This is a genomic window from Halorubrum sp. LN27, assembly GCF_016635065.1.
Lineage (GTDB): Archaea > Halobacteriota > Halobacteria > Halobacteriales > Haloferacaceae > Halorubrum > Halorubrum salipaludis.
This window is the reverse complement of the sequence record NZ_JAEPET010000002.1, coordinates 26,868-40,935: the sequence shown is the minus strand read 5'-3', so window position 1 is coordinate 40,935 and position 14,068 is coordinate 26,868. Positions and strand designations below refer to the sequence as shown.

The window sequence follows — 14,068 nt, the reverse complement described above, 5'->3', positions numbered from 1 at the left end:
CAGGGGAGTCATGAATCGCTCAGTACAGATTGTTAATTAAGTGCCTCGAATAAGAATAATGAGATATGCCAGATGGAAATCCTTCTACACTTTTTGAAAAGACACGTGAGGGACGCCCACCAATAGATGTTCTCGGTCTTGTAGCCGGATTAGCGGTGTTCGCAGCCCTCTCATTCTTGTTTGCCGCATTGTCCCAGTTATCGGGGCCAGCTGTTGAAACTGGGATCAGTCCTCAAACGGTCGCTGCTCTCCGATGGAGTGCGATAGGGATTGTACTGGGTGTACTGGCGGTCTTTGTATATCAAGGAAGGCTCATCGGCTGGTATGGAACACTCGTAGCGGCGGTGATTGGTGCGATTCAGGCTGTGAGGATAGATATTCCATTAATGATATTGATTATCTACCTATCACTTCCGCTGATCGTGCTCACTCTCCTGTTGGTACGTCGTGACACATTTTTGGGTCGTTAGATACGCAGGCACGTTCTATCGGCTAATTCAGGATCGGTTTTCAGAAAATAACGCAGTCCTCGTGCTGACTACACCCTCTGTATCTTACACGGCCGTCTTATCAGCTGGTGGCTGGTTGGGGCGTGCCGTGTTTTATCGCTCACTTTGATATGATAACCCTATGAACACTCGTCTATCTATGGATGAGGATGCGGTTCGGGCCTATGTCGATCACGCGCAGGCCACCATTGAGGCGGCACCACAGATGGACGAGGCCAACACGAAAGCCGCTCTTCTGCGAGACTTTCTCAACTTACTCGACTGGACAATCCCCGACAACACGCAGTTAGAGTATTCTGTGAAAGCCTTCGGGAAGACGTACAAGGTGGACTATGCACTCATTCTGGAGGGAACTCCTGTGGCTTTCCTCGAGGCCAAAGGTGTCGACACGACGCTCACAGAGACACACAGAGAACAACTGGCCGCCTATCTCAAAAACGAAGACGTGAACTTGGGGATCCTCACAAATGGAGAAGAATATGAGTTCTATCGGCGGGAGGTAATCGACTCCAAGGTCAACGTGAATACGCTCGGACAGGCAGACCTTCAGAGTCTTCCAGACAAGATCACAACCTTGAGCGCCTTCACTAAGGATGCCATTCAGAACGAGGAGTGGGTCACAATTCTCGATCGTATTCGGGAACTGCGGGAAGCTCGGTCGACATTGGAGATGGAATGCCTTGTTGAACGCAAGACTGCGTCGGGGTAGGGTCGATAACTCACGGTTTCACGATGTCAGAGACTGGTTCTTACACTCAGAAGATGTAGTAGCCGCCGCTGGCGGTGGTCGTCAAAGGGTCAAAACTATGGTATCTTACTTCCTTGATCAGGTGACGACGGCGATGCCTCTCCCAAATACGTCCGGAGAAGGGAGAGCAGGCGGCGAGCCCTAACTCGCCGCCTGCGTCAGGTTATGGATGATGCACTTCCGCGTGAGCTCCCGGAACTGGCCGTGCCAGCTCCGGGAGCGGAGCTTCTCGCCGTCGTCTTCCTTCAACTGCGAGAAGCCGGTTTCACTCATCCAGCGCTGGTTGTAATCCTCGTTCATCCGGGCGTTGTGAGCCTTCTGTAGCGGTGTTTGCTCTCTGTGCTTGATCAGTGGTCGCGTTGAGTTGGAGCGACACTCCTCACGGAGTTCGCTCCATGAGTAGTTCGCGTCGGCAGATAACACACGCAGGTCTTCCGCGTTCCGGCGGAAGACCTGCATCCCAATGTGGCCGTCCCACGCCTTCTGCGTCGTGAAATGAACGTCCTTGATCGCTAGCGAATTCACGTCGATCAAGATCGTCGTCTTCATCGACTGAAACGAGAAGTCTGCGCGATCGCGGTAGTGGTAGCTGGTTTGGTCGCGTTGAAAGCCGCTTGCGTCAATTGCGGCTTCACCACTCCAGCCCGCCTGCTCCGCCGAAGTGCGGAGCAGGCGGCGGAGTTCACGCATCCGATACTCGTTTTCCCACCGACAAAACGAACTGTAGTGCGGTGCGTCGTCGAGATCAAACACGGCGAGGACGCCGGGCATCTCGTTGAGGTAGTCTTCGGTCTCACGGAGACTCTTTTCGAGTTCGACGCGATACAGGATCAACGCGATCTGTACCCACTCAGCGTACCCGTCCGCGCCGTCCGGCGCGGCGGGTACGTCCGGATCATCAACATGCTGTTTGGCAAGATCTCGACACATCCAAGCAAGCCGTCTGAGCGATGCCATATCGCCAGACGGCGTCCATTTCCGGGTTAATCTGGCGGAATATTACAGTAAAAGCGTCCCAGACCGTCGTCACTAGGCGGCAAAACAAGGCAAGATGGAAAAAGATGAACTGGCAGCTGGGGTTGCAAATCTCTTTGCTGAACGTGTCTCGGAGAAACTTGCGTCACCAGCAGAATCGCAGGCAAAGGAGATGATCGACCGGCTCATCCAAGACATGGAGAGTGAGATTGACGACAGTGGCAATACCGATTTACCCACACCTGAAGTCTCGGAGTCTGTAACCGCTCGAGAACGTAGCGATGATGATTTGTACCGGATTCAACTCTCTGACGGCGAGGCGGTCCTCACTGAGTTTGAGGAGACGCAACAGGCCAGCGCGTTCGTTGGGGTCGTAGACTATCTCGTACGAAACCACGACCTCATCTCAAAGCTGGAACCTCTCCCGTATATCCCGGGCCGAACGCGGCCGATCATCCATAAGCAAACGAGTTCTGGTGGGAAAGAAATGAAGCAACCTCGAGAGTTGACTGGCGGACACTATGTTGAGGTGAATCTGAGTTCAGGGCAGAAGCAGCGAGAACTCGCCCGTCTCGTGGAACGATGTGGCCTTCATGTGGAATTTGATGGCCCTTGGTGAATTGTCTTGGGTATCGACATACTCATCGGTAAGCCAGACTTGAGCCTGCTCGTTTTGAGTTTCCGAATTCGTTGATTCCCTTATCGTTTAGATGGCTCGTAGCGCTAATTGCCTCGCTTAGCCCTTCGAGCTTCCGACTCCATTAACAAAATCGGAAACTCGGGGCAGGGACAGATCAACTCCCGCCGCCTTCGAAAGAAGGCCCTGTTATCGAAATGAAATCAGACCCTGAAACTACTGGACCCTTGTCGGAAACAACTATCTACTGACTAGCCTGTTCCGTGATTGACACAGATTCAGAGACAGGTTCACTCTGATCACCATTCGGAGCTTCAAGCACGAGTGTCACATCGTACTCCCCTGTCTGTATGTTGTTATCCCACCGATCCAAAAATAGGATACTTTGACCAATCAAAACCACATCACTCTCTGTTTCTGGTTCAATATTCTCCTCTCGTTCCTCTTCCAAAGTGATGTCATCACTCTCGATAGTCCATCGCTCAGTTATCCTAAATTCATCACCGTAGTTCGGCGTCTTGTATGTCCGTGAAAGATGTAACCACGCTTCGTCATATTGGACTGACGTACTCTCAATCACAGGACGGTCGATCTCTTCTGCTTCTTGAGTGTCTTCAGTTGATTCTCTTTCTACTTCCTGCTGTTGTTGGTCATTAGATTCGTCATTTTCTGTATCGCTCTCTGCTGACTCATCATCTTCTGCTGAATCATCAGAACTGTCGCCAATAGTTACTGTACACCCAGCAAGACTGACGAGTGAAACAGACAGTATCGCTCTACGATTCATATTATAAATGGTCTTCACAGACGAGGAACTTATCGAACACTCTAATGCTCCCTTTTCCACGTGCATCAGTATTTGAACTCACTCTTTCTAACTTCTGTGTCCCGTACTCTGCTAACTGATCGCATTTACCACAACTTCGAGGTGTCTGCTTTGCGTTCAGTAATTGTATCTTGCATCGTTTGCAGATATGAGCTACTGATGTTTTAGGGTCGTCTTTGTGTACAACCATCTCTCCTGTCTTTTCTCGTCCACAGTTGAAGCATTCCATACAATATGTTATCTTCCTATAACTTAATCTCTTACTTGGGGCAAGAGAAAGAGATGAGCGGATAAATGAGAGAATCCACGCAGAATACAAACTCGACGTGGGAACGTACAGGTAATTAACGCCATCGACAGTAAGGAGCTGAGATTAATTGGCTGACTGAAAGAATAAGAACCCTCGCCGAAAGTAAGGATCATGGAACGACGCAGGTACGTTGCAGGTGCGGGTACAATACTAACTCTCGGTATTGCTGGCTGTACGGGTGGCGGGTCCGAGGAAAATGGCGAATCCGAGAATAGTGGCGGTGAATCGGACGACTCCAGCGACTCAGACGCAACTGCAAACCCCGAAGCTACAGAAGCCCTCGAATCTGCTGGAGAGGACTTAGACGAAGCTCTTGACCTCATTCTTGATGAAATTGATAATGCGTGGGCCTATTCTAGTACAGATGCGTCTATCTCGACTGGAGGTGTAGAGACTGCACTTGAAAGTGCAAACGCTTCGATTGAGGAGGCTAACGAAGCTGCGACAACAGATACTCAACGAGAATGGGTTAGCGAACTCGAACTTGTTGCTGAATTCGTCGACCAATTTCTCGACATAATCGTTATTGTCGGTGAAGGTATCAACCAGATCTCGACGTCGATCTCTTATGAAAATAATTCGCGGTACGAAGATGCCGCAGACTCCCTCTCGGATGCTGGAGCAACATTCGAGGAAGCAAACTCACAGATTGATGGGTTGAATGAAACCTTCGCCGAACTTGGTGATGGTACAGACACAGGTGTTGATTATGCTGAAGCTGAAGACGCCATCGACGAATTGGATGAATTGATATCCGGGTATCTGTTGGCTATGGAAGCAGGCATCCCCTTCGACCGCGGATTAGCGGATTACAATACCGCGTATGAGGCCTTTCAAGCTGAGGACTATGGAACAGCAGCTAATATCTTCGGGGACGCGCTTGAACATCTTGAAGAGGCAGAATCGATGTACCGAACGGGTGAGGAGGAGGTGACGCAATCGCTTCGAGACACATTTATCACACAGACCTGCTATACCGGTAAGTACGTCGAAATAACCGAGTTGATGATGGAGGCAAGTGAAGAAGCCGATGCAGGAAACTTCGGCGAAGCGAGAAATCTTGCAGACGAAGCCAATGCAGTCTCAGTTGAAACCTGTGGGTAGTCTAATTTAGTCAACATACTCATGCGGTTGCCCTCTTCAATGTGATCGAAAGCCGAACTGATTGCGTCCTCCTCAATCAGCAGGGGTTACTTTTCGATCTCGCCGCTGTCGGACGATCGAAAATAATGCGTATATGCGGTTGAGACACCTGTCGGGTTCGGACATCCGAACGTACAAGAGTCCGCCTTCCCCTGTATTGTGCGTGGTCGCAGTGAGCGGCCACGACCGCCTAAAACGGCGGTGACAACGTACATGGTGGGTTCGCTAATAGAATCGCCGACGGCTTCATGCGTCGGTGTGACATGCGGTGCCGTGCTGGTGATGTCGGGGCATGTCTACGGGTACGCTGTTATCGCAGCTGCCTATGGCCTCTGTCACGCAAACACCAGAGTTACTGCCGAGTAACGTTGGCAGCCCCGCCACTGGCGGGGTATTCATACTTTCATCAAAAACGCACGATGGTGGGTCCGTGCGGTGCCATCACCTTCTGGGTTTCCCCAGCTTCATGCGGTGAGTCCGTTTTGGCACTTGCGCCGAGGATGTCAGTCATCCCGATCTCTCGATCGTATCCCTCGGCAGCTTACTGTATGTATCCCAGATTATTAAGATACCGTGGTCGGTGGAAGTGATGTCTGACGTAAAGTTAAGCCGCTCCAGACACCTGTTTCGTCTATGCCACCACAACCGCCACAGGCGGGACAGGCGACACACCCGCCACGGTTGGTCGTCGCAAATGCAAAAGGAGGTGTCGGGAAGACAACCGTCTCTGCGAATCTCGTCGGCGCACTCGCCGATCGCGGACTCGAAGTCCTCGCCGTCGACGCCGACCCGCAAGGCAATCTGACCGAGGCGCTTGGCCACTTGGACGCCTATGAGGCTGAACCGCCCACCCTATTCGATGTTCTCCTCGATATCGAGGCTCGCGACGACGTCGCGACGATCCTCTGTGAGGGCGCTGAAGCCGACCTCATTCCGAGTAGCATCGACATGCTGGGGTCGACGCTCGAACTATCGGCAGCACACTTCCTCGGTCAACTGCACAACGGTGACGTCGTTGACGATCCGGACGCCGTTGAGGCTGCGACGTGGGCGCTTGAGTCGATGACGCAGTTGGTGACGCCGGCGACGATCGGGAGCGACGACCACGGATACGGGTTGCTCGATGACGCTATTACCCGCATCGACACGAGCTACGACGTCGTAATTGTCGACGCGCCACCGGGGCATAACCCGATGTTCAAAAACGCGCTGTACGCCGCGCCGAACCTGATCGTGCCGGCGACGGCGGAGGCGTCCTCGAAGGGGGCGGTCGACCGGCTGTTTGACGAGATCGCGGCGTTCGAGACGGAGACTGGCCGCGGTATCGACGAGGTCGCTGCAGTTACCAACCGGATCCGCATGTCGACGAACGCTGCCGATGAGATGACGTCGTTCCTTGCAGAGGTATTCGACGACGTCCCCGTGTACGAGATTCCCGAGCGTGTCGCGCTCTCGTACGCCTACGACGCCGGCGAGTCCATCTTCGAGTACCAGCCGGACGCCGACGTCACTGAGACGTTCGGTCAGCTGGGCGACCACGTCATCGAGGCGTTCGACCTCGAGGTGGCAGCATGAGCGACGACGCCGGCGAGGACGACGAGAGCCTCGACGAGGAGACTCAGGAGCGTGTCAACCGCGTTCGGGGGAAGCGTGACTCCCGACCGAGCCGCCGTCGAGGGCGTTCGAAACAGACACCCGAGCCGGAACAGACGCCACAGGCGGAACAGGAAGAACAGGCTGAACAGTCAAACAAGGCGGAACAGGAGGCTGATGAGATGGACGCAAACCCACAGACAGAAGCAACACAGGAAGATAAGTCACCACAACCGACACAGGCGGAACAGAGAGAACAGACGACTGTGTCGAAACTGGAGCCCGTGACGCAACGGGAGCACGACACCTACTATCTCGACGCCGATGTCCGGGAAGAACTGGAGCGTGTCTACCGGCGGATGTCGTTGGACATCCTCGAGGAGACTGGCGTCGACCTCGATGAACAGCGAGTCGGGGGACGAAACCGCTACTACCGGCCACTCGCTCTACTACTCGGTGCTCGCGAGATCGCCGAGATGTCTCCGGGTGAGGTTCGACAGGCGATCGAGGAAGAAGACCTCATCGACGACCTTCCTGATAGCGAGTAGCCGCGTAGTTTCTATCGCGGGATGTGATTTATGAACAGACGAAATGAGGTGTCTCCCGCAAACACTCCACTATCGAAGTGTATCTTCGGCGGTCTGACCCCCTGATTTAGGACGACAAGAACGGCTTCTCGAAGGTGTAAGCGTGGTGGATACTGGGTTTCCGGTTGAGATAGGTTTAGATTCCGGGATTAAAAAGACTATCTCGAACACTGCCCCCATCACCCTCACCGTCCTGCGGTTTCGATCTTAACCAACAATCGGCAGTTCTACCACCAATTGTTGGTTAAGACCGAGCAGAGCGGCTTTCCCAGAGCATACGGATCGGTGTGTATGGGCGAGATCTTCTATGTCAACTGTCCGGGCTGTGAAGAGCAGAAGGGCCCGATCACGACGCACCCCGGTACTGTCGGCATCCACTGTTCGTGTGGGATCACCGCAACCGTCGACATCGACGCGCAAGAAATCGACGAATGGTGGACGCGGGAAAACTAACCTATCGCAACTCCAGCGAGGGCGGCCCGGATGTTGGCCCGACGTTAAGGACGAAAGCCGTGAGGTTGAGTACTTCGTCGAGATATTTGAAGAGGGTCGGTCGCCGGGTCGCCCGCTGTCGTGGTCAGATAGTGGTGAACGGACACCTACGTTAATCCGTTTGCGCTGGGTAGAACGTGGTATGAGTCGTGAAAACCCGGCCGACGCCGACATGGTCTCGGACGAGGAGCTCACTGAGCTGCTCGCCGATGCTGAGGGGACAACGCCCGAGGAGATCGAGCGCGGCGCTGCCGAACTTGAGATTGCACCGCCTGAAGAGGCGACTGTCGTCGACGAGTAACACGACTGTTTCGATGTGTCCTTAGTACCACTGAGCAACGGCTCTAACACAGTGGCCTCTCTCGACCGGGATCGGAAGCCCATCGACATGGGGGCTCGCCCCCGCGGCGATCTCCGACTTCTCGGGGGAGACTCACTCACGCGATCGGCAAGATCGCCGACGGCGTCTTCGAACACTGCGAGCTCGGCGTCGATCAGGGATTCTCCCGACGGTCGGATCGTTCTCGAATTCGTCCCTATTCTCCCGGATACATGCGGACTAGCGGTTCTAACACTAGTTTTTGCTGTGTGTCAAGGCTTATACGCACAGATTCGAAATGGACGGACATGGCAGTCGACGGGGAACAGCCAGAGGAAGTCGATGAAGCTGAGGTGCTCCCCCGATGAAGCAGCGGTGCTCCCCGAACGAGGCGAGGCCCTCGACGATGCCGATGATGACGAGCTCATCACCACCGAGGAAGCCGCTGAGCGTCTCGGCATCGAGCTAGAGTAGCAGCGTGCCGCATCCCCCGGACGAACTCCGCATTCTCGGCGTCGTTTATGACACCGGTCGGCTACCAGACGAACCTCATGGTGTATGGCCCCGGTGGGTACGCATTCACCAACTTCCTGCGAGTGGGTGGTCCGCAGCAACTACTCCTCGCCGTCGTCTGGGGCGTCTAGCTGAGACAATACTCAAGCCAAAAAGTATTCACCGGGTGGCGCTGGTCAGTGTGTTGGGGACAGTTGGTCCCTGACAGAGGTGGCGGACATCCCCTGCCTGCCTGCATGCGACCACCTCTGTGCCCCCTTACCATCCGTTAGCTCGTGGTGTCGACTGCGAACGTGATCCGGGCTCACTGACTGCGATCTGCGCGATTTCCTCTTACAGCAGATTCGATCTGTCCAAGATACTCAGTCATCGACCGCCTGTACCTCAACACCATCGTCGAACTCCGATCTTTCAGGGCCCTCTTGTCTGCGGACATCACCGTCACGCCACGTCCCTCGCCGAAACCATGCCCACGCGATGATCGCACCGGCGATGTTTGAAATGAAGAACGCAATCCAAATACCGCGAACACCGAACACCGCATCAGCGAACGGCAGCGGCAAGCGGTACTGCGACGCAATGTACGCGATTGGGAGCCGAAGACCGGCGAGAGTGAGAATGGAAATTGCAGCAGCGACAAGCGTCTTTCCCGCACCTCGGAACCCACCGGTGAAAGCTCGCATGATTCCGATAAAGCCGAAGGACAATGCCACGTATCGGAGGAAGGTCGCGCCTTCAGCGACGACAGCTGGATCATTCGTGAACACGGCAACGATGGGTTGTGGTAGGAAGAAGATCACCACACCCATCAGCGCGAGAATGGCGAACAGGCCCTTCGCGGCGACGTAGTTCGCCTGTTCAGCCCGATCGTATTTTCCCGCCCCGATATTCTGCCCGCTCATTGTTTCAACTCCGCGTGCCACGGCGATCGCGGGTAGGAAAATCACCGAGAAGACCCGAGTTCCAATACCGAACGCCGCGACGACGGTCGTTGAAAATAGCCCGACAACAATGAGTAGGGCGTTGATAGAGAGCGCCCGACCGGTCCCTTCGATGCTAGCCGGGACGCCGATTTTTAAGATTTTCTTGAGGTATTGAAAATCGGGAACAAGATCTGTGAGATGAATCTGGATCCCCCTGCTCCCCGACAGCATGATGCCTAATCCAACGACCATCGCGATGCTTCGCGAAAAGACCGTGGCCACGGCTGCGCCTTGGATACCTAGCTCGGGGACAGCAACGGGCCCGATATCCCACCCGTTAATCAGGAAGGGATCGAGGACGACGTTGATGATCACCGTTCCCAACATGACGAGCATTGGTGTGATGGTGTCACCAGCTCCACGCATGAGCGAAATGAACACGAAGAAGCCGAACATGAAGGGTAAGCCGAGTGCGATCACCTGCATGTAGGCCGTCGCTCCCGGGAGCACATCCGGTGAAGCCCCGAGAAATCGTAGAAATGGACGGACAAGCGGGTAGCCGGCCAGTCCTAATAGTACGGACCCCCCGAATGCGAAGGCCACTGTCTGTGAGGCTGCGTACTCGGCCTGCGCTGTTTCGCCAGCTCCGGTGTGTTGTGCGACGAGGACGCTCCCTGCGACTGACAGACCCATCCCGAGCGAGATCAATAAAAACACCATCGGGAATCCGAAGGAGATCGCTGCTAGCGCGTCTGTCGAATACTGACCCAACCAGAACGTATCTGCAAGGTTGTAGGCGGTCTGCAGAAGGTTCGTAATGACGATTGGTAGCGACAGGTACACCAGCGGCTTGAGTATCTCGCCGTCGGTGAGGTTCAGTTCGTCTTGCCCCTTGAACAGATTCACGCTGTCACCCCCTGACTTGGCGTCCACCCGATGTACCGTGCCAGCGTTCGCTCAACAGCTTCTCGTGTTCGGTCAGGTTCCTCACCGAGTGCCACCATTCGGACGTGAGAGCCATTGATGATCGTTGCGACAACGTACGCAACCGTTTCGGGATCTACCTCGTCAAAGTATCCAGCTTCGATGCCATCACGCACGGCTGTCTCGACGACATCACGCACCGCGTCGTCGAGTTCGATGAACCGTTCACGGAAGAGGTCGTGGTGCGGTGCCTGCGCTTTAAGCTCCATCAGTGCGACCGGGAAGTCGCCGTTCTCAGACGATGGCTTCTCAAAAACGGCAGCAAGAAACTCACTCAACCGCTCGCGGGGGTCACGAGCCTCGCACGCGACTCGTGACTCAAACCGCTCTAGCAGGTCGTCGAGAAACGCGTTCAATAACTCCTCTTTCGTGTCAAAGTGGTAGTGGATTGCTGCAGATGTTACTGATGACTCATCAGCAATTCGTTGCATGGTGAGATCAGCGTAGCCGTACTCACAAAGCGCACGGCCAGTCGCTCCCATAATCTCAGTAGTGCTCTCAGAACCCATGTTACGAGAACTTACTAACTAGTCAGTTAAGAGGATTTTGGTTTTGTGGCTTTGTTGAGTACTGTTTAGCACCCAAGGCTGCTCGTTCACCGACCGGATACATATCACACTGCTCAGGTAATATGCGTAATGAGCACTGAAACGGATACGAACGACGCTCCCCAGATCAGGCGAACCATCACGCTCACTCAGGCGGACGACGGCTGGTGAGTCGCCCGTGACGAGGAGACAGGTGTTGCGAGCCAAGGTGAGACGAGGCAGGGCGCCCAGTTCGTCGTCGACGCAGAACCAGTCGACAGCTTGATCAATGTGATAGTGGCTGTCAGGGCGAGGAACCTCAGAATCAACGTCGTCGAGCGTTGGCCTCTCAGCGCTCAAGCGTTCGCCTTACCCTCCCGACTCGACGGCGGCGTGAGCGGGAGGTCCGCGTCGATCTCGTCGTACCATACGACGGGGCGCTTCGCGCTGCCGTTCTCTTCGAGCTCGAGAAGGCCGTAGTCGGCCAGCTCGTTCACGTTGTCGAGAACCTCCGGTGGGTTCCGGTCGACAAGGCGAGCGAGTTCACAGATGCTCTCTGGTTCGTGTGCAACGATTGCTTCGAGGAGTTCGAGATTGGTCGACCGAAAGACGCGGCCGAACGTCTCGAGGTCCTCGATCGACAGCGTTGGTTCACCGGGTTCGACGTCGTCACCGGCGTCGATCGCTTCGAGCCGCTCCTCGAGGCCGCTACGATCCGCGGATGTGATCTGGACGTGGAGTGTTCGGGTCATGATGAGGTGGGTTGGGCTGGGGTTGCGATGATACGTCGGTCAGCGTGCTCGGAGAGTCACCGGCCGGTTCATTTCTCTGGGAGGGGAGTGCCGCCCGCCACGCACGTAAGATTTCTCTGGGTGGAACGTAGGGACGTACCGGCCACGGTCGACGAAGCCGAATACGCTGTGTCTGTAAAATAGATATGGGAATGGACCTTCTCAGACTTAACCAACAAAACTATGCATTTGGGCTCTTTGTTGGTTAACACCGGAGCAGCCGATGTCAGACGAGCCACCAATCCCATCGACAAGCCTCTCAGCGGAGCTAGTCGACGCGCTGAACCAGTCCACTCCTAAGCAACTCCGAGATGTTGCTACGTACGCCGAGGAGCTGGCTGAACGCAAAGAACGGGAGACACATCGCGAAGAGGAGCCAGACCGAGACGAAGCGGACGATCTCCCAGACGGTGTCCCTGCAAAAGCGACGATCACAATCAAGGAAATTAACGACAATCGCTACTACTACTGGCAGTGGCGAGATGGAAACCAAGTCAGGTCCCAATATAAATCACCAGTCAGCCCTGACGAGTAGAGCTGGTCAAAACAGAACAGACGGATCACCCCGGGCGTCGAGTGTAAATTGGCGTTTACCTGCGTATCAGACCGTATAGACGTGATTTGAGATTTTACAGAATGCGTACGTCCGAGAAGCAAAATGAGACACCCCGGGTGTCGAGTGTAAAACCATGAATTACAGAGCAGGGGAGAACCGCTGATCAGATTCAATAGCGCTTTGTACGACTTCAGGCTCCTCGAGTAGGTAGTAGAAATTAGTCATCCCCTTCCCACGACCACGGCCAACCCGATCAGTAACACCAAGAATATCGAGAAATGCTTGTTCATTCAATCTGTCAGACATCCGTCTTTGTGAAAGAATGTCAATACCCAGTGATTCAGCGATCTGCTCATATTGTTCGTAGATCTCGCGGGTGGGGAATTCTTCCTGTTTGCTCTCATCTGCGATCAATGAAAGAGCATATACTGCTGCTTTCGATTGTGTTGGCTGGTCTTGAAGCAGTTTAGAGAATCGATCGATGTCCGCCTTCTCCCGGGCATTTCGAACATGCTCTTCTCGGACAACATCACTGCCATCGTCTTTCGCGAGTTCGCCTGCGTTTCGGAGAATATCCAGTGCCTTTCGAGCGTCGCCGTGCTCCTGTGCAGCGAACGCAGCCGCAAGGGGAATCACATCATCGGTGAGGACACCTTCGTGAAAGGCGTCTTGACGATGACGCATAATTTCGCGGAGCTGGTTTGCATCATAGGGAGGGAAGATAAACTCACGCTCTTGGAGACTACTTAGAACTCGCTCGTCCAAGGAATCTTTAAATGAAATTTTGTTGCTGATCGCGAGGATTCCAACCTTACACGAGTCAATCTTTCCAGCTTCTCCAGCTCGGGAGAGCTGCATTAGCACATTATTTTCCTGAAGTTTGTCAACCTCATCGAGAATGATGATGACGACATCGTGGAGAGTATCGAGAATTTGCCAGAGGCGATCGTAGTATGCATTCGTCGATAGCCCAGAGAGTGGTACAGAGATATCTGTTTCATCTGGTCGGTTAAATGTTCGAGCAAGCTTGATAACCACCTGTGTTTCTGTCGTTGCTTGCGTACAGTCGATGTATGCGCGATCAAGACTCGTATCCTGCTCGTGAGCGAAGTTTTCGGCACTTTGAGTGACGTGCTTGGCAACGAGACTTTTCCCCGTCCCCGTCTTTCCGTAGATCAGGGTATTTCTAGGCTTTCCACCTCTGATTGCGGGATGAATACTGTTGGCAAGATTCGATATTTCATCCTCGCGACCAATAATACGCTCTTCATTTGGAATATGCTCGATGTCGAGAAGTTCTTTATCAGCAAAAACTGGATCGTCGCTTTCCCAAATTGCTGTGAGTGAACTCTGCTTCTCGTCACTCATTTGAATAGTCGACCTCCGAACGTCCGCTCCATGTTACACACGACGGTCGGTGAGGTATATAAAACTATGTCTCAATCACACACCACCCGTCGAGTGTAAATGCTGAAATACACGGTTAATAGAGTCTAAAAAAGAGGAATAGCAGAGTGTATTTCGAGGTGAGGAGATATCGGTTCTCTCCCCGGGCGTCGAGTGTAACATCGATGGGTCCGTATCGGTTTTGATTGTTGAGGAGGGTACGTTCGCGAAGACACACACCCCGGGTGT

Annotated in this window: 16 protein-coding genes; 10 read left to right on the top strand and 6 right to left on the bottom strand. The window is 54.1% G+C overall.

What is annotated here, in order from left to right:
* Positions 1–65: 65 nt before the first annotated feature.
* Together JIN95_RS16075 and JIN95_RS16070 are read left to right on the top strand one after the other, a co-directional pair.
* Complete coding sequence (locus tag JIN95_RS16075) at positions 66–470, top strand: hypothetical protein (RefSeq protein WP_200532202.1); 405 nt, start codon at positions 66–68, stop codon at positions 468–470.
* 178 nt (positions 471–648) lie between these two features.
* Positions 649–1,218: a type I restriction endonuclease gene (locus tag JIN95_RS16070; RefSeq protein ID WP_200532201.1), complete on the top strand. Its 570-nt coding sequence runs from the start codon at positions 649–651 to the stop codon at positions 1,216–1,218.
* Positions 1,219–1,398: 180 nt separating this feature from the next.
* On the opposite strand, the gene JIN95_RS16065 is transcribed toward JIN95_RS16070, so the two are convergent.
* Positions 1,399–2,214: an IS5 family transposase gene (locus JIN95_RS16065; RefSeq protein WP_128906796.1), complete on the bottom strand. Its 816-nt coding sequence runs from the start codon at positions 2,212–2,214 to the stop codon at positions 1,399–1,401.
* 94 nt (positions 2,215–2,308) lie between these two features.
* Here JIN95_RS16065 and JIN95_RS16060 point away from each other — a divergent pair, with 94 nt between their 5' ends.
* Positions 2,309–2,851: a hypothetical protein gene (locus JIN95_RS16060; RefSeq protein WP_200532200.1), complete on the top strand. Its 543-nt coding sequence runs from the start codon at positions 2,309–2,311 to the stop codon at positions 2,849–2,851.
* Positions 2,852–3,113: 262 nt separating this feature from the next.
* Here JIN95_RS16060 and JIN95_RS16055 read toward each other — a convergent pair whose 3' ends face one another.
* Positions 3,114–3,656 (bottom strand): hypothetical protein, encoded by a 543-nt coding sequence (locus JIN95_RS16055; RefSeq protein WP_200532199.1) that lies wholly within the window; start codon positions 3,654–3,656, stop codon positions 3,114–3,116.
* Positions 3,657–4,116: 460 nt separating this feature from the next.
* Here JIN95_RS16055 and JIN95_RS16050 point away from each other — a divergent pair, with 460 nt between their 5' ends.
* The 6 genes from JIN95_RS16050 to JIN95_RS16025 all read left to right on the top strand — a co-directional run bounded on the left by JIN95_RS16050 (position 4,117) and on the right by JIN95_RS16025 (position 8,613).
* On the top strand, positions 4,117–5,109 hold the full coding sequence (locus tag JIN95_RS16050; RefSeq protein WP_200532198.1) for a hypothetical protein: 993 nt from the start codon (positions 4,117–4,119) through the stop codon (positions 5,107–5,109).
* A gap of 672 nt (positions 5,110–5,781) precedes the next feature.
* Positions 5,782–6,723 (top strand): ParA family protein, encoded by a 942-nt coding sequence (locus tag JIN95_RS16045; protein WP_200532197.1) that lies wholly within the window; start codon positions 5,782–5,784, stop codon positions 6,721–6,723.
* A complete protein-coding gene (locus JIN95_RS16040; RefSeq protein WP_200532196.1) occupies positions 6,720–7,289 on the top strand; it encodes a hypothetical protein in 570 nt (189 codons plus the stop codon). Before JIN95_RS16045 ends, JIN95_RS16040 begins: the two co-directional genes overlap by 4 nt.
* Before the next feature lie 330 nt (positions 7,290–7,619).
* On the top strand, positions 7,620–7,781 hold the full coding sequence (locus JIN95_RS16035) for a hypothetical protein (RefSeq protein WP_200532229.1): 162 nt from the start codon (positions 7,620–7,622) through the stop codon (positions 7,779–7,781).
* A 181-nt stretch (positions 7,782–7,962) separates the two neighbouring features.
* Complete coding sequence (locus tag JIN95_RS16365; protein ID WP_234699405.1) at positions 7,963–8,121, top strand: hypothetical protein; 159 nt, start codon at positions 7,963–7,965, stop codon at positions 8,119–8,121.
* 51 nt (positions 8,122–8,172) lie between these two features.
* Positions 8,173–8,613 carry a hypothetical protein gene (locus JIN95_RS16025; RefSeq protein WP_200532195.1) on the top strand — a complete coding sequence of 147 codons (441 nt, stop codon included), beginning with the start codon at positions 8,173–8,175 and terminating at the stop codon, positions 8,611–8,613.
* 401 nt (positions 8,614–9,014) lie between these two features.
* Here JIN95_RS16025 and JIN95_RS16020 read toward each other — a convergent pair whose 3' ends face one another.
* The 3 genes from JIN95_RS16020 to JIN95_RS16010 form a co-directional block, all read right to left on the bottom strand.
* Positions 9,015–10,481, bottom strand: a complete 1,467-nt coding sequence (locus JIN95_RS16020) for an MATE family efflux transporter (RefSeq protein WP_200532194.1) — start codon at positions 10,479–10,481, stop codon at positions 9,015–9,017.
* A complete protein-coding gene (locus JIN95_RS16015) occupies positions 10,478–11,068 on the bottom strand; it encodes a TetR/AcrR family transcriptional regulator (protein ID WP_200532193.1) in 591 nt (196 codons plus the stop codon). The genes JIN95_RS16020 and JIN95_RS16015 overlap by 4 nt, the downstream gene beginning before the upstream one ends.
* Positions 11,069–11,442: 374 nt before the next feature.
* Positions 11,443–11,838 (bottom strand): hypothetical protein, encoded by a 396-nt coding sequence (locus tag JIN95_RS16010; RefSeq protein ID WP_099255954.1) that lies wholly within the window; start codon positions 11,836–11,838, stop codon positions 11,443–11,445.
* A gap of 262 nt (positions 11,839–12,100) precedes the next feature.
* Between JIN95_RS16010 and JIN95_RS16005 the strand changes: the two genes are divergently transcribed.
* Complete coding sequence (locus tag JIN95_RS16005; RefSeq protein ID WP_200532192.1) at positions 12,101–12,412, top strand: hypothetical protein; 312 nt, start codon at positions 12,101–12,103, stop codon at positions 12,410–12,412.
* A gap of 159 nt (positions 12,413–12,571) precedes the next feature.
* Here the strand turns inward: JIN95_RS16005 and JIN95_RS16000 are convergent, their stop codons facing one another.
* Positions 12,572–13,801 (bottom strand): orc1/cdc6 family replication initiation protein, encoded by a 1,230-nt coding sequence (locus tag JIN95_RS16000; protein WP_200532191.1) that lies wholly within the window; start codon positions 13,799–13,801, stop codon positions 12,572–12,574.
* Positions 13,802–14,068: the final 267 nt, after the last annotated feature.

Bases quoted from the DNA above. Each gene is read 5' to 3' on its own strand.
- JIN95_RS16075 (WP_200532202.1), top strand. From the start codon at position 66: ATGCCAGATGGAAATCCTTCTACACTTTTTGAAAAGACACGTGAGGGA.
- JIN95_RS16070 (WP_200532201.1), top strand. From the start codon at position 649: ATGGATGAGGATGCGGTTCGGGCCTATGTCGATCACGCGCAGGCCACC.
- JIN95_RS16065 (WP_128906796.1), bottom strand. From the start codon at position 2,214: ATGGCATCGCTCAGACGGCTTGCTTGGATGTGTCGAGATCTTGCCAAA.
- JIN95_RS16060 (WP_200532200.1), top strand. From the start codon at position 2,309: ATGGAAAAAGATGAACTGGCAGCTGGGGTTGCAAATCTCTTTGCTGAA.
- JIN95_RS16055 (WP_200532199.1), bottom strand. From the start codon at position 3,656: ATGAATCGTAGAGCGATACTGTCTGTTTCACTCGTCAGTCTTGCTGGG.
- JIN95_RS16050 (WP_200532198.1), top strand. From the start codon at position 4,117: ATGGAACGACGCAGGTACGTTGCAGGTGCGGGTACAATACTAACTCTC.
- JIN95_RS16045 (WP_200532197.1), top strand. From the start codon at position 5,782: ATGCCACCACAACCGCCACAGGCGGGACAGGCGACACACCCGCCACGG.
- JIN95_RS16040 (WP_200532196.1), top strand. From the start codon at position 6,720: ATGAGCGACGACGCCGGCGAGGACGACGAGAGCCTCGACGAGGAGACT.
- JIN95_RS16035 (WP_200532229.1), top strand. From the start codon at position 7,620: ATGGGCGAGATCTTCTATGTCAACTGTCCGGGCTGTGAAGAGCAGAAG.
- JIN95_RS16365 (WP_234699405.1), top strand. From the start codon at position 7,963: ATGAGTCGTGAAAACCCGGCCGACGCCGACATGGTCTCGGACGAGGAG.
- JIN95_RS16015 (WP_200532193.1), bottom strand. From the start codon at position 11,068: ATGGGTTCTGAGAGCACTACTGAGATTATGGGAGCGACTGGCCGTGCG.
- JIN95_RS16010 (WP_099255954.1), bottom strand. From the start codon at position 11,838: ATGACCCGAACACTCCACGTCCAGATCACATCCGCGGATCGTAGCGGC.
- JIN95_RS16005 (WP_200532192.1), top strand. From the start codon at position 12,101: ATGTCAGACGAGCCACCAATCCCATCGACAAGCCTCTCAGCGGAGCTA.
- JIN95_RS16000 (WP_200532191.1), bottom strand. From the start codon at position 13,801: ATGAGTGACGAGAAGCAGAGTTCACTCACAGCAATTTGGGAAAGCGAC.